General features: G+C 66.4%; 13 protein-coding genes. 7 read left to right on the top strand and 6 right to left on the bottom strand.

Annotated elements, in window-relative coordinates; translation table 11 throughout:
* Positions 1 to 29: 29 nt before the first annotated feature.
* From ACQPZ2_RS25400 to ACQPZ2_RS25390, 3 genes are read left to right on the top strand one after another with little or no spacing between them, the layout of a single operon-like run.
* On the top strand, positions 30 to 1,490 hold the full coding sequence (locus ACQPZ2_RS25400) for an MFS transporter (RefSeq protein ID WP_433520737.1): 1,461 nt from the start codon (positions 30 to 32) through the stop codon (positions 1,488 to 1,490).
* Positions 1,491 to 1,540: 50 nt separating this feature from the next.
* Complete coding sequence (locus tag ACQPZ2_RS25395; protein ID WP_433520736.1) at positions 1,541 to 1,990, top strand: hypothetical protein; 450 nt, start codon at positions 1,541 to 1,543, stop codon at positions 1,988 to 1,990.
* The gene (locus ACQPZ2_RS25390; RefSeq protein WP_433520735.1) at positions 1,987 to 2,898 is read left to right on the top strand and encodes an SDR family NAD(P)-dependent oxidoreductase; all 912 of its coding nucleotides are present in this window, start codon (positions 1,987 to 1,989) and stop codon (positions 2,896 to 2,898) included. Before ACQPZ2_RS25395 ends, ACQPZ2_RS25390 begins: the two co-directional genes overlap by 4 nt.
* On the opposite strand, the gene ACQPZ2_RS25385 is transcribed toward ACQPZ2_RS25390, so the two are convergent.
* Together ACQPZ2_RS25385 and ACQPZ2_RS25380 are read right to left on the bottom strand one after the other, a co-directional pair.
* Complete coding sequence (locus ACQPZ2_RS25385) at positions 2,859 to 3,956, bottom strand: 4Fe-4S binding protein (protein ID WP_433520734.1); 1,098 nt, start codon at positions 3,954 to 3,956, stop codon at positions 2,859 to 2,861. The genes ACQPZ2_RS25390 and ACQPZ2_RS25385 overlap by 40 nt on opposite strands.
* Before the next feature lie 66 nt (positions 3,957 to 4,022).
* The gene (locus ACQPZ2_RS25380) at positions 4,023 to 4,601 is read right to left on the bottom strand and encodes a phosphatase PAP2 family protein (protein ID WP_433520733.1); all 579 of its coding nucleotides are present in this window, start codon (positions 4,599 to 4,601) and stop codon (positions 4,023 to 4,025) included.
* Positions 4,602 to 4,724: 123 nt separating this feature from the next.
* Here ACQPZ2_RS25380 and ACQPZ2_RS25375 point away from each other — a divergent pair, with 123 nt between their 5' ends.
* On the top strand, positions 4,725 to 5,381 hold the full coding sequence (locus tag ACQPZ2_RS25375; protein WP_433520732.1) for an urease accessory protein UreF: 657 nt from the start codon (positions 4,725 to 4,727) through the stop codon (positions 5,379 to 5,381).
* Between the two features lie 99 nt (positions 5,382 to 5,480).
* On the opposite strand, the gene ACQPZ2_RS25370 is transcribed toward ACQPZ2_RS25375, so the two are convergent.
* Positions 5,481 to 6,743 carry an IS701 family transposase gene (locus ACQPZ2_RS25370; RefSeq protein WP_433520731.1) on the bottom strand — a complete coding sequence of 421 codons (1,263 nt, stop codon included), beginning with the start codon at positions 6,741 to 6,743 and terminating at the stop codon, positions 5,481 to 5,483.
* A 118-nt stretch (positions 6,744 to 6,861) separates the two neighbouring features.
* Between ACQPZ2_RS25370 and ureG the strand changes: the two genes are divergently transcribed.
* Entirely contained in the window at positions 6,862 to 7,578 is a 717-nt protein-coding gene (gene ureG / locus ACQPZ2_RS25365; RefSeq protein ID WP_433520730.1) for an urease accessory protein UreG, read from the top strand.
* Positions 7,568 to 8,218, top strand: coding sequence for an urease accessory protein UreD (locus ACQPZ2_RS25360; RefSeq protein WP_433520729.1), 651 nt, complete (start codon positions 7,568 to 7,570; stop codon positions 8,216 to 8,218). Before ureG ends, ACQPZ2_RS25360 begins: the two co-directional genes overlap by 11 nt.
* A 116-nt stretch (positions 8,219 to 8,334) precedes the next feature.
* Here ACQPZ2_RS25360 and ACQPZ2_RS25355 read toward each other — a convergent pair whose 3' ends face one another.
* Together ACQPZ2_RS25355 and ACQPZ2_RS25350 are read right to left on the bottom strand one after the other, a co-directional pair.
* The gene (locus ACQPZ2_RS25355; protein WP_433520728.1) at positions 8,335 to 8,964 is read right to left on the bottom strand and encodes a hypothetical protein; all 630 of its coding nucleotides are present in this window, start codon (positions 8,962 to 8,964) and stop codon (positions 8,335 to 8,337) included.
* 296 nt (positions 8,965 to 9,260) lie between these two features.
* Positions 9,261 to 10,700: an NAD(P)/FAD-dependent oxidoreductase gene (locus ACQPZ2_RS25350; RefSeq protein WP_433520727.1), complete on the bottom strand. Its 1,440-nt coding sequence runs from the start codon at positions 10,698 to 10,700 to the stop codon at positions 9,261 to 9,263.
* A gap of 177 nt (positions 10,701 to 10,877) precedes the next feature.
* Here ACQPZ2_RS25350 and ACQPZ2_RS25345 point away from each other — a divergent pair, with 177 nt between their 5' ends.
* Complete coding sequence (locus tag ACQPZ2_RS25345; protein ID WP_433520726.1) at positions 10,878 to 12,380, top strand: cytochrome P450; 1,503 nt, start codon at positions 10,878 to 10,880, stop codon at positions 12,378 to 12,380.
* On the opposite strand, the gene ACQPZ2_RS25340 is transcribed toward ACQPZ2_RS25345, so the two are convergent.
* Positions 12,367 to 13,215 (bottom strand): tat pathway signal sequence, encoded by an 849-nt coding sequence (locus tag ACQPZ2_RS25340; RefSeq protein ID WP_245720771.1) that lies wholly within the window; start codon positions 13,213 to 13,215, stop codon positions 12,367 to 12,369. The two genes, ACQPZ2_RS25345 and ACQPZ2_RS25340, sit on opposite strands and share 14 nt — an antisense overlap.
* Positions 13,216 to 13,258 lie beyond the last annotated feature (43 nt).

Raw genomic sequence — 13,258 nt, 5'->3', positions numbered from 1 at the left:
CGCCGTACGCGACACGGAGAGGAATCGACATGACACAGGTGGAGATCGCGCAAGCGGCGCCGACCGGTTCGCGGCGTGCTCGGCTCGGTCTCGCGGTACTGCTGCTGCCCGTGCTGCTGGTGTCGATGGATATTTCGGTGCTGTTCCTGGCCATGCCGACGCTCACCCTCGATCTCGACCCCTCGGCCGCGCAGCAGCTGTGGATTCTCGATATCTACGGCTTCCTCATCGCGGGCCTGCTGATCACCATGGGCAATCTCGGCGATCGGATCGGGCGGCGCAATATTCTGCTGGTCGGTGCGTCGATCTTCGGTATCGCGTCGGTCATGGCGGCCTTCGCGCCGAGTGCCGCAGTGTTGATCATCGCGCGAGCGCTGATGGGGATGGGCGGCGCAACGTTGCTGCCGTCGAGTCTGGCGCTGATCTCCAGTCTGTTCCCGAACGCCCGTGAGCGTGCCGCCGCAATCGGTGTGTGGACCGCATTCTTTGCGGGCGGATCGGCGGTCGGCCCGATCCTCGGTGGCCTGCTGCTGCACCACTTCTGGTGGGGCTCGGTATTTCTCATCAATATTCCGGTGCTGCTGATCCTGCTCGCCTTCGGTCCGTTCGTGCTGCCCGAACATCGCGCCGGTGTGGTCGGTCCGCTGGATACTCCGAGCGTGCTGCTGTCGATCGGCGGCATTCTGCCGGTGGTGTACGCGGTGAAACAGATCGCTGCGGAAGGGTTCGATGTCGAGCCGCTGGTAATCGGACTCATTGGTCTGGTGCTGCTCGCGATCTTCGTGCGGCGGCAGCGGCAGCTGGCCGAGCCGCTGCTCGATCTGCGACTGTTCCGGCGGGCGCAGTTCTCGGTCGCCATCGGCTCCAGCCTGGTCGGCATGATGTCGCTGGCCGCGATGAGTTATCTGACCAGCGTCTACCTGCAATCGGTGACCGGCCGTGACCCGCTCGCGGCCGCGCTGCTCGGGATTCCGATGGCGATCGCGGTGTTCGTGTGCTCGATGGGGGGTGCGCGGGTCGGACACAAGCTCGGGGTGCGTCCCACCTTCGTACTGGCGCTGCTGGCTTCGGCCATCGGCAATCTGATGCTGATCGGCGTCGGCGTGGACGGCGGAATCGCCTGGTACCTTGCGGGATCCACGATTGCGGGCATCGGTTACGGCTTGGCGTTCACCCTGGTGTCGGATGTGGCGGTGTCCTCGGTGCCGCCGGAGCGGGCCGGATCCGCGGTCGGGATCTCCGAGACCAGTTTCGAATTGGGCAACGCGCTCGGCCTCGCATTGCTGGGTTCGGTTGCGGCACTGGTCTTCCGGTCCGGTGGCGACTATGCGGACACGCTCGGAGAGACCATCCAGCATGCGGGCGGCAATTCCGCACTGATCGATTCCGCACGCGAATCCTTTGTCTCCGGAATGCATGTCGCGACTTCGGTCGGTGCGCTGCTGTTGGTGGTGATGGCGGCGGTCGCCGCATTCGCACCCCGGCGCTGACCGGCGCGCCTCCCCGGATTCGGCAGCGATTCGCGATATAATCAGGTGTCATGATTTCGCATGACATCACCTCGATCGAGGGTTTCGTCCGCAGCTACGACGAGATCGTCGCGGCATCGGATTTCGCCACACTGCCAAGCCTTTTCGAGCCGGTGATCCTGGTGACCACCCCGACAACGAGTCGCTGTGTGAGCAGGGAGGAATTCGTGGCCGCGGCACAAGCGCGGGCCGACCAATTCGGTGCCGGGTCGCAGCCGCGCACTCGTCTGGTCGAGCAAACCACCTTCGAACTGGGCGGACACTGCTGGCTGACCTCGGCGCGGTGGGCGCTGTCGCTCGGCGAACGGTCCCTCGACGTCTACAGCGACTTCCTGGTGCGCCGTGCCGAAGACGGGCTGCGGATCGCGGCCTACCTGCCCCGACAGGATCTGCCCGAGCTTCTGCGCACCTCGGCAAATGATCGCGAACAGGGCAGGTCGGCGCATACAGTCGAGAGGTGAACGACACTCCCGAATCGAGCAATGGCCGCCCGCTCGCCGAGCGAGTGGCGTCCTGGCTGCTGTATCCGACGTCCCGGCCGCGCGAGAAATCCCTGCGCGCGGAGGTCGCGGGCCGGACCGTGCTGGTAACGGGCGCGTCGCACGGCATCGGCAAGGCGAGCGCGCGCAAACTGGCCGCGGCCGGTGGGATCGTGCTGCTGGTTGCGCGCTCCATCGACGCTCTGGAGCAGGTGGCGGCCGAGATCATCGCCGAGGGCGGTACCGCGCACGTGTACCCGACGGATATGACCGATATGGACGCCGTCGAAAAACTCGGGCTCGACCTGCTCGCCCAGCACGGTCATATCGATGTGCTGATCAATAACGCGGGCAAGTCGATTCGCCGTTCGATCGACGAATCCTACGACCGCTTCCACGATTTCACGCGCACCATAGATGTGAACTATCTCGGTCCGGTCCGGCTGCTGCTCACCTTGCTGCCGAGTATGCGCGACCGCAAACAGGGCCATATCGTCAATATCTCCACCTGGGGCGTGCTCATGCCGCCCGCCCCACGGTGGGCCGCCTACGGTGCTTCCAAATCCGCCTTCGATGTCTGGTTGCGCAGTGCCGCAGCGGAAATCGCCGCCGACAAGGTGACGACGACCTCCATCTACATGCCGCTCGTGCACACCAGGATGAGCGCGCCGACCGACTTCAGCCGCGTTCCCGGGCTTACCGTCGACGAAGCCTCCGATCTGGTCTGTCACGCCGTGGCCGCCAAGCCACGCAAGATCGCGCCCTGGTGGTCGCCGGGGGTCCAGGCGTGGTCCGATCTGACCCGAGGACGGGCGCAGCGTTTCATGGAACACGCGTTCCTCGCTGATCGCTATACGCCACGTGTCCGGCGCGGACGCGGGCCGATCTGATCGAGCAGGACATTGACCTCGTCCGGGAAACCATTGGTCACCGCCTTCGGCGTCTTGGTCGGGAATCGGCGCGTGACGTGCTCCTCGGCGGCCGATCCCGGCAGGACGTAGACGGGTTCGGCCTTGTTCTGCAGCGGACGCACGACATCGTCGAGGTGGGTTTTGCGATCGTCGAGGTAGGCGCCGATCACATCCTCGCCGGCCGGGCAGACGGCCATGCAGTATCCGGCCTTGTAGTTGGGTTTGAACGACAGGCTCTGCCACATCGAGAACGATTCGCCGGTGGTGACGCGCTCACGGTAATCGGCGGCGCTGTCGCTGTCGGCGACGGTTTCGGCCCAATCGGTGAAGCCGCCCATGAACTCTCGGTAGTTGTGGGTATAGCAGGCCTGGAAATCGAAGCCGCCGTCATTGGTGATCGCGCCGACCGGACAGGCCGATACGCACAGCTTGCATTCCAGACACGGATTGAAATCCAATGCGGCGCTCGGCTCGTCGATCACCGCATCGGTGACCACCGTGCCGAGCAGGATGAAATTGCCGAACTTCGGGTGGATCACGTTGCGGTGGATACCCATGACGCCCAATCCGGCCGCCTCGGCCACCACCTTGTGCGCGATCACCCAGATCCGACCCGGGAACTTGTCGACCTCCATCGGATATCCGGGCGCGGGGTAGACGGCGCGGTACCCGGCATCCTGCAGGGCCCTGGTTATGCGGCGCGACACCTCGTTGGTCTCGTCGTCGGCGTGATTGAACTCGGTATTGGCCAGGCTGCGCATGGTGCTGCGCAGGTTGTCCCGGTTCATCCGGACACAGAAGGTGACGAATGTGCGTGCGGTGGGCAGGATTTCGCGCGCATGCTCGAGTTCGACCGCCACCCTCGGATCGTCGACCGGTACGAAACCCACATCGTCGGCTCCGGCCGCGAGGCAGAGCTCGCGCAGCCGCGCCGCATTCAGCACCGGATCCGGTGTCGTGCGCGCCATTTCGGTCATCCGCTTGACGGTCGGATGGTCCGCCAATCGTCGCTGTCCAGTTGGTTCCTTATCCGACATCTGCCCTCCTCGTAACCGCGAGACCGACACGGCCTCAGGAAGATAGACCGCGCCGATCGCCGAAACTCATCGCACTCCGGGCGTGTCGGACGGTGAGTGGTCGGCGGTCTCGCGGTTCGAGCGCAACTTGTCGACCGTCCACGCGACGGCAGCGCCGACGCCCGCGCCGAGCAGCCAACCGGCGAGCACATCGGTCGGCCAGTGCGCACCGAGATACACCATGCATCCGCCGACGAACACCACCGCCACAACGAGCGCGGTGCCCGCCGCGCGGCGCATACGGGGCGAGCGCCACTGGACCGCCAGGAATATGCCCATCGCCAGTGCCGACGTAGCCGCAGCGTGCGTGGAAGGCATTGCCCAGCTGTGGATTTCGGGCCACAAGGTCAGTTCTCCACCCGGCCGCGGCCGCCTGACCACCTGCTTCAGCCAATGCGCGATGAAATCGCCCAGCAACAGACTCGCCGCCGCGATACCGCCGACTCGCCAGCTCCGCGTCGCGACCACGGCCAATACCCCGGCCAGCGCGCCGATCTCGAGTACCTCGATGCGCATTCCGGCATTGCCGATGCCCTGGATCACCTGCGTCACCGCGTCGGCGCGCCGGACCGAGACGACGCGCATGATGCTCTCATCGAACCCCATCGCGTCGATATTTCCAGACCCCCAGCGGTGGCAGGAGGCATCCCGAGCCCGCTCCGGTCCGAAGATCATGTGTGGCCCGGTCGGGGTGAGGGAGCCCGGCCGTGTCACGCATAGGATCGACGGGTGCACGGATCGGATGTGGGGACCGCGGGGTTGGCGACGTTGTTCGCGTTGGCGGACTCGCGGCTGCCGATCGGGGGACATGTGCATTCCGGCGGTGTGGAGGAGGCGGTGGCGTCGGGCGTGGTGCGGGATGTCGCGACGGTCGAGCTGTATTTGCGGCGGCGCATCCGGACGTCCGGGCTGGTGGCGGCCTCGTTGGCGGCGGCGGTGTGTGCGGGGAAGTCGACCGCCGAGCGGGCCGAAGCCGAGGCCGACGCGCGGACACCGGCTCCGGCGGCGCGGGCGGCGTCGCGGGCACAGGGGCGTGGTTTGGTGCGGCTGGCGAAACAGGTTTGGCCGGGGGCGGATTGGACGGTTCTCGGTGTGCGGCCGCATCTGTCGACGGCCTTCGGTGTGGTCGGGCAGATCTGCGGTGCGACTCCGGAGCAGGCCGCCGCGGTCGTCGTCTACACGACCATGACCGGCGCGGCGACCGCGGCACAGCGGTTACTGGCGCTGGATCCCGCCGCTGTCGCCGCCTGCACGATCCGGCTCGGCGAACTCTGCGACGAGACCGCCGCAGCGGCCGCGACCGGACTCGCCGCGCTCTCGGATCCGCTACAGGACGTACTCGCACAGCGACACCTCGTCCGCGATATGCCCCTGTTCGCGTCCTAGTAGGACTTTGTTAGGTCGGGAAGGTGTGGTGGCAGAGCGGGCAGGTGCCGATCCAGATGGCAAGTGCGCGTTGGATTTCGCGGACGATGCCGTAGAGGGTCAGTCCTGCCCGGATGCTTTTGGGCTGGTCAGCCGCAGCGTGGTGAGGAACAGGTGGGCGGCGGTGACGAGGGTGGTGTGGTGGTGCCAGCCGAGCCAGGAGCGGCCCTCGAAATGGTCGAGGCCGAGGGCGTCTTTGAGTTCGCGGTAGTCGTGCTCGATGCGCCAGCGGATCTTTGCCAGCCGGACCAGTTCGGTGATCGGGGTGTCGGCGGGCAGGGTGGACAGCCAGTAGTCGGTGGGCTCGGTTGCACCCGACGGCCATTCGGCGACAAGCCAGAGTTCGGGCAGGCTGCCGTCGACGGCGCGGGCGATGGTGCGGTTGGCGGGCCGGACCTGGGCCGCGGTGAACTGCGAGCGCATCGCGGCGGCCGGGTTGGCGGGACCGGTTTTGGTGCCGTGGCGCCAGGTCACCTCCTGCAGTGCGTGGCGACCGGCGGTCATGACGAGGTCTTTGCATGTCGTCGGCGGGTCGGGGTAGTGGGATTTCGGCGGGCGCCCGTTACCGCACCATGGTGGTGTCACCGGTATGGCATCGCCGGGGTGGATGCTGGTGGTGGCTTTGACGGCGACGACGTAGGCCAAGCCGCGGTCGGTGAGTCCTTGCCGGAATTCGGTGGCGTCGCCGTAGCCGGCGTCGGCGACGATCACCGGCGGCAGGGTGCGGCCCCAGGCGAGCAGTTCATCGATCATCTCCAGGGCTTGTTCCCACTTGCGGCGGTGGTGCTCGTTGCCGGGGATCGCGGCCTTCGCCCGACGCGCGGTGATCGCCGCTTTCTGCTCCGCGTCGCCCGCGGCCCGATAGTCCCAGCTGGCGGGCAGGAACAACCGCCAGTTCAGGGGTGCGGAGGCGTGGTCGGTCACCGCATGCACACTGACCGCGACCTGGCAGTTGCCGACCTTGCCCAGGGTGCCCGAATACTGGCGGGCCACGCACGGCGAGGCGTCACCGTCCTTGGCGAACCCGGTGTCATCGACCGCCCACGCCTGCGGTGTGATCACCTCACACGCCTTGCGCGACAACACCTTCCGCACCGGCACCACATCCCACGGCGAGGAGGTCACGAACTGCTGCAACCGCTGATGATCGCACCCCAACCGCTCGGCCATCGGCTGCATCGACTTGCGTTTGCCGTCCAGCATCACCCCACGCACATACACCCCGGCCGTGGCCACCCGGTCCTTACGCGCCAGCGACGAGAACACCTCGCCCACAAAGGAATCGAGGTGTTCACCGACCTCGCCCAGACCTACCGCATCCACCCCGCCATGGTCTCGAGAAACACGCCGGAACTCGAGCCGACACACTCCATAGTGACTGACCTAACAAAGTCCTACTAGGCGCGCAATCGGTAAGGATGAAGGCGGAAAGGAGCACGATATGCCACCCCACCTGATCGACGGCGAACCGCACGATCACTCGCACGACCGGCCAAAGCGCGAGCGCACGCCCGGTGAAGCGCTGCGCATCGGTATCGGCGGACCGGTCGGTTCGGGCAAGACCGCCCTGGTGGCCGCCCTGTGCCGACAGCTGCGTGACGAACTCTCGCTCGCGGTACTGACCAACGACATCTACACCACCGAGGACGCCGACTTCCTGCGCAGGCACGCGGTGCTGCCGGATGAGCGGATCACCGCCGTGCAGACCGGTGGCTGCCCGCATACCGCCATCCGCGACGACATCACCGCGAACCTCGATGCCATCGACGATTTGATCGCGGCCAACCCGCCCCTGGACCTGATCCTGGTCGAATCCGGCGGCGACAATCTCACCGCCACGTTCTCCTCCGGCCTGATCGATGTACAGATCTTCGTCATCGATGTCGCGGGCGGCGACAAGGTGCCGCGCAAGGGCGGTCCCGGCGTGACGTTCTCGGATCTGCTGGTGATCAACAAAACCGATCTGGCCCCGCTGGTCGGTGCCGACCTCGACGTCATGGCACGCGATGCCGCGAAGGTGCGCGAGGGTCGCCGCACGGCGATGATCTCGCTGACCGAGGATCCGGCCGCCACCGCAGTGCTCGCCTGGGTGCGCGAGCAGTTGCGGAGCATCGCCGAACAGGACAAATCCGTCACCGAATCCGCTGTTGCGCACTGAGGTTCGCATTGTCGCTGCCGTCGGCACGCTGCCCGAGATCCATGCGAGCGGCGGGCTGGCGGCCCGGCGCACCGGTCCGGACACCGTCCACCTGATCGGCACCGCGGCCACTCCGCTCGGTGGCGATGAACTCGATATCGAGATCGTGGTCGGCGCGGGCGCACGTCTGGTGGTGCGCTCGGTCGCGGCCACCATCGCGCTACCGAGCACACGCACGCCATTGTCGTTGGCGCACTGGCATTTCGACGTCGCGGGCGAGCTGGATTTCGATCCGGAGCCGACGATCGTGGCAGGCGGCGCGCACCACCACGCGGTGACCGAGGTGCGATTGACCCCCGACGCCCGGCTACGACTGCGCGAACGCGTACAGATCGGGCGCACCGGCGAAGAAGGCGGCGGCTGGCGCGGTGACCTGATCGCCGATATCGGCGCCCTGCCGCTATTGCGGCATCGACTCGAACTCGGCGCGGGTAGTGCCACCGATGACAATCTCGCCGCACCGAGGGCATTGGACAGCGAACTCGTCTATCCGGACGACCGCCCCGTGGAAACCGACGGCCTGGTCGCGGCCCGTCTCCCGCTCGCTTTGGGCGGGACCCTGTCCACCCGAACGGGACCGCTACTCGCAAGTAAGCGATAGCTCCCGATTCGCCCCACAATGTGTCATCCATCACAGCGGGGCTTTTGCCCGGACCGGCAGGGTGTAGCGATGCGCCGGGCGGGGGAATGAAAAGAGGTGGGAACCCGACAACGTCGTCAGGTTCCCACCCTGGTGCGGCGCTCGATCAGTCGCCGACGACCCGTGCGGGCGCGTTGAAGGCATTGACCGCGCCGACGGCCGCACCGGCCGCCGCCCCGATCACAGCGGCGGGGGCCGTGATCACGGCCGCACCGAAGCCCGCTCCGAGCATCGGACCCGCGACCACGCCCACCGGCACGAACGCGAGTCCGAAGACCAGTCCCAGCGCACCAGACCAGTCCCAGTGCACCGCCGACCAGCGCGGAGGTCGCCGCGACCGGGACCGCCGCCCCGGCCCCCGCCACCGCGCCCATCGCGGCGGTGCCGATGGTCTGTCCGGCGATCCGGTCCGAGCGGCTGCGCTCCATGCCGATCGAATCGAGGAATGTCGCCAGATCGGCCTCGGGGATTGCGGAGTTGTCGTTGATCTGGATCGCTTGCTCCTGATTGATCCAATCCGGTGCGTCGATGGTGACGTCACCGAAGCGAAACTTGCCTGGCGGCGGCGCGATCGGCGGCACCGGAGCTACCGGGCCGGGCGCGTGCAGCACACCGACGGGCGTGAGGTATTTCTTTTCCGGCGCGGGACGCGACCACTGCAGCGAGCTCTTGGTGTCGTCCGGGATGTGCAGACCCTCGTACGGCATCGCGTTGGGAGCGTCGGCTGCGGGCTACTGCGGCTTCTGTTCCTGAGTGGTTGTATTCGACTGTGCGGGATCGGCATTCGCGGTGCCGGTGCTCACCAGCGCAAGAACGAGCGGTACTGCACCCGCCGCGACCATCGTCCCCATCTTCTGTCGCTGCGGGTTAGGAGCTCTGTGCTTGCCAGTCCCCATACATCGCCTTTCATCCGCAGAAATGTCATCCCACGTTCGGATTCGAGGGACTCTCGGATGGGTGCGAAATGGCGGAGGCGGCGATATCGCTAATGATTAGCTGACGGCTAGCCAACCTTGCGATCGGCCGCCTTCTCGGTGCGCACGGCCTTCCCGTTCTCCGCGGGCGGCGCCCCCAGCGCGGCCGCGAGTTCGTCGGCCTCCTGCTGATCGGCCTGCACCGCCTCCACCGCGAGCCGGGCGAAAACCCACTGCTCGGTGGCCGCCATCTGCCCGCGGGTGCGGCCGAGGAAGGTCACGAACCACTGGATGACGGTGATGATCCGGCTGCGGTAGCCGACCAGGTAGTACAGGTGCAGCGCGAGCCAGGCCAACCAGGCGATGAATCCGCCGAACTCCAGCTTGCCGACCTGGCAGACGGCGCTGAACCGCGACACCGTCGCCATACTGCCCTTGTTGAAGTACTTGAACGGCTTGCGGTCCTGCGGCGCTTCGCCCTTCAGTCCGGCCTTGATCTGCTTGGCGGCATAGGTCGCGCCCTGGATCGCGCCCTGTGCCTGACCGGGCACATTCGGAACCGACATCAGGTCGCCGACCACGAAGACATTCGGGTGGCCCTTGATGGTCAGATCGGGTTCGACGATCACGCGTCCGGCGCGGTCGGTCTCGGTGCCGTCGGAGCGTTCGGCGAGCATCTTGCCCAGCGGGCTGGCCTGCACACCGGCCGACCACACCTTGCACGAGGATTCGATCCGGCGCACCGTGCCGTCGGCATCCTTCACGGTGACCCCGTGCGCGTCGACATCGGTGACCATGGCGTTGAGCTGGATCTCCACCCCCATCTTCTCCAGCCGCCGCTTGGCCTTACCGCCCAGCTTCGGACCCATCGGGCCCAGCACCGCGCCCGCGCCCTCGACCAGGATCACCCTGGCATCGCGCGGATCGATGTTGTGGAAGGTGCCCTCCAGGGTGCGATCGGCCAGTTCGGCGATCTGACCGGCCAATTCGACACCGGTGGGTCCGGCGCCGATCACCACGAAGGTGAGCAGTCGGTCCCGCACTTCCTGGGTGGTGGCCAGTTCGGCGCCTTCGAATGAGCCGAGGATGCGCGCGCGTAGCTCCAGCGCGTCGTCGATGGTCTTCATGCCGGGGGCGTAGGTGGCGAACTGGTCGTTGCCGAAGTAGGACTGCTGCGCGCCGGTCGCCACGATCAGGCTGTCGAAGGGGGTGACGGTGTTCTGGTTGAGCAGCTGCGAGGTGACCGTCTTGTGCTCGAGGTCGATATCGATGACATCGCCGAGCAGCACCTGGGCGTTCTTCTGCTTGCGCAGCACCAACCGGGTCGCGGGGGCGATCTCACCGACCGACAGGATGCCGGTGGCGACCTGGTAGAGCAGCGGCTGGAACAGGTGAGTCGAGGTCTTGGAGATCAGAGTGACGTCGACGTCGGAATGTTTGAGGTGCTTGGTACCGAACAAGCCGCCGAATCCGGAGCCGATCACCACCACCCGGTGGCGATGGTTCTCCTGGACAGACTGAGTGCTCATCGTCGGTGCTCCTCAAACCTGGGGTGCGGCCCCTCGAACGGTGTTGACCCGACTTACGGTAGTCGGCGCTCTGCTGGCCGTCGCGGCGAGATCCCGGTTGTTGATGTGCCGATTCTTTCGAGCGAACGAATGTGAAAAAGAGAATACGATAGATCCTGTCGTTCAGGGAGGTTTGTCATGGTCGCCGGTGGCCGTGTCGCCCACATCCGCAGCGGGAATGGAAAGCCCAGCGTGCGGCACGAATCCGAGAATGCGTCGCTCATCGACGTCCCGGACGACCACCTGATCGATCGACTGCTGCGCCGGGTTCCCGAGCGTCCCCATGTGCTGGCCTCACCGCCGCGCGGCAGCACCGCGACCGCGGTGACAGGAGATGCCGGACTTCCGTATTTCGGCCGGGGTCTGCACTACCTGCGCTGGGGACCGGCGGAAATGATGCAGCGGTATCGCCGCTACGGCCCGGTATCGCTGAATTCGTCGCTGGGCTTGGATCGGGTGCTGGTCTGCGGTCCGGAGGCGATCGATGAGGTGCTCGGTAAGCGGCGTCGCGATTTCGGCCAGGGCTGGGACTACTTCATCGGCCCGTTCTTCCGGCGCGGACTGCTGCTCCTGGAATTCGACGAGCACATGTTCCATCGCCGGATCATGCAGCAGGCCTTCACCAGGGAGCGGCTGGAGGCGCATCTCGCGGCGTTGACGCCGGTGGCGCGGGCCGCTATTGATCGGTGGGCGCCGCGGGCCGGCGGCACCGTCCGGCTCTATCCGACGATCAAGGAATTGACGCTGGAGATCGCGGGCGAGACTTTCATGGCCGTCGATGTCGGGATGCAGCGCCGCGAGCTCATAGCTGCGTTCATCGACTGCACCCATGCCGGGCTATCGGTTATTCGACATCCGGTGCCCGGCGGCAATTGGCGCGCCGGGCTGCGCGGGCGCAAGGTGCTCGAGCAGTATTTCACCGACATGCTGCCGAGCAAGCGACGGACCGAGTCGGTGGATTTCTTCTCCGGACTGTGTCATTCGCGCACCGAGGACGGCGCCGAATTCAGCGACGCGGATGTGGTCAACCACATGATCTTCCTGATCATGGCCGCGCACGACACCACGACGACCACCGCCACCGCCGTGGCCTACTACCTCGGCAAACATCCCGAATGGCAGCGGCGGGTGCGCGCCGAGGTGCACGCGGTCGATGCCGAAATCGGCGGCGCCGCACCGACAATCGCCGATCTGGACCGGATGTGTGAACTGGATCTGGTGATCAAGGAGAGTTTGCGCTTGATGCCGCCGGTGCCCGGACTGCCGCGACGGGCGGTACGCGACACCGAAATTCTCGGGCATTACATCCCGGCGGGCACGCCGATCGATTGCGCGTACACGGTCAATCACTTCCTGCCGGAGCTGTGGACCCGGCCGGAAGTGTTCGATCCGGAACGCTTCGGCGAAGCGCGGCGCGAGGACAAATCGCATCGACTCGCCTGGGTGCCCTTCGGCGCGGGTGCGCACAAATGCATCGGGATGCACTTCGGCACATTCGAGGTGAAGACGATCATCGCCGCGCTGGTGCGGGATTATGAATGGGAACTCCCGGCGGATTACCGAATGCCGTGGGGATTCACGACGATTCCGTTCCCCCGGGATGGTGCGCCGGTGTCTTTGCGTCCCCTCAGCGGCCGCTGAACAGGAGTTCGGCGACCTTGGTGTCGGTCGCGGCGCCTTCGGTGTAGCCGCCGTCGCTGCCGAGTGAGCTCATGATGGCCAGGGTGTAGCGCTCACCGGGGCCCGCGAAGCCGACCGAGTTCACCACCCAGCCGCCCTGCTCCTCGGACCAGCCGTTCTTGAGGCCGGGCCGCATCGCGGCGCCCGCGCCCCACACGCCCCAGTGCTGGTTGCTGTCGACCGCGCGCATACGGTCGAACAGGTAGTTCCGGTCGTCCGGGTGCATATTGTTGAAGATCGAATCCATCAGCCGATCCAGGTCGGCGGGGGTGCACTTCTGGAACGACCAGTCCGGGAACATCGCGGTATTCGTCGGCTGCGGAATCAGGTTCACCATGCCGCTGGCGCGGAAGGCATTGTTATAGGCCATCCGATCGAGGCCGGCGTACTTGTTCCAGAGGATGTCGGCGGCTTGGTCATTGGAGGTGGCGAGCATCGATTCCATCAGGCCGCGGTCCTCGGGACCGAGACCGATCACGCCCGCCCGCGCGCGGTTGAGCAGATCGGCGGCGATCGCCAGTTTGATGGTGGAGGCGGTCCAGACCGAGTTCTCCGCATTCTCGTTCGCGTACACCCCGCCGCTGACTCGGTCGCGGACCACGTAGCCGGTCACGCCGGGCCGATTCTTCAAATACGCGTCGACAGCGGCGATTCGGCTGCTCATATCGCAATCGAAACCGGCGATGCAGCCCTGTGTATGGGCCGGAGGCGCCGCGTAGGCCGACGGAATCAGCGCGGTGGTAGTGGGGACCAGGATCGCCGCAGCGGCGAGGACAGAGACGGAGGCGTGACGCACGAGGCAACACGATCGCACATCGGCGGGCCGGACGCACGTCTTG

It is taken from the genome of Nocardia pseudovaccinii (assembly GCF_050942345.1).
GTDB classification, from domain to species: Bacteria; Actinomycetota; Actinomycetes; order Mycobacteriales; family Mycobacteriaceae; genus Nocardia; species Nocardia pseudovaccinii.
This window is presented reverse-complemented; position numbering and strand designations above follow the sequence as displayed.

What these genes read in the sequence shown, in the direction of transcription:
- ACQPZ2_RS25355 (WP_433520728.1), bottom strand. Translation starts at nt 8,964, where the DNA reads ATGCCGTACGAGGGTCTGCACATCCCGGACGACACCAAGAGCTCGCTG.
- ACQPZ2_RS25385 (WP_433520734.1), bottom strand. Translation starts at nt 3,956, where the DNA reads ATGTCGGATAAGGAACCAACTGGACAGCGACGATTGGCGGACCATCCG.
- ACQPZ2_RS25380 (WP_433520733.1), bottom strand. Translation starts at nt 4,601, where the DNA reads ATGGGGTTCGATGAGAGCATCATGCGCGTCGTCTCGGTCCGGCGCGCC.
- ureG (WP_433520730.1), top strand. Translation starts at nt 6,862, where the DNA reads ATGCCACCCCACCTGATCGACGGCGAACCGCACGATCACTCGCACGAC.
- ACQPZ2_RS25345 (WP_433520726.1), top strand. Translation starts at nt 10,878, where the DNA reads ATGGTCGCCGGTGGCCGTGTCGCCCACATCCGCAGCGGGAATGGAAAG.
- ACQPZ2_RS25395 (WP_433520736.1), top strand. Translation starts at nt 1,541, where the DNA reads ATGATTTCGCATGACATCACCTCGATCGAGGGTTTCGTCCGCAGCTAC.
- ACQPZ2_RS25400 (WP_433520737.1), top strand. Translation starts at nt 30, where the DNA reads ATGACACAGGTGGAGATCGCGCAAGCGGCGCCGACCGGTTCGCGGCGT.
- ACQPZ2_RS25350 (WP_433520727.1), bottom strand. Translation starts at nt 10,700, where the DNA reads ATGAGCACTCAGTCTGTCCAGGAGAACCATCGCCACCGGGTGGTGGTG.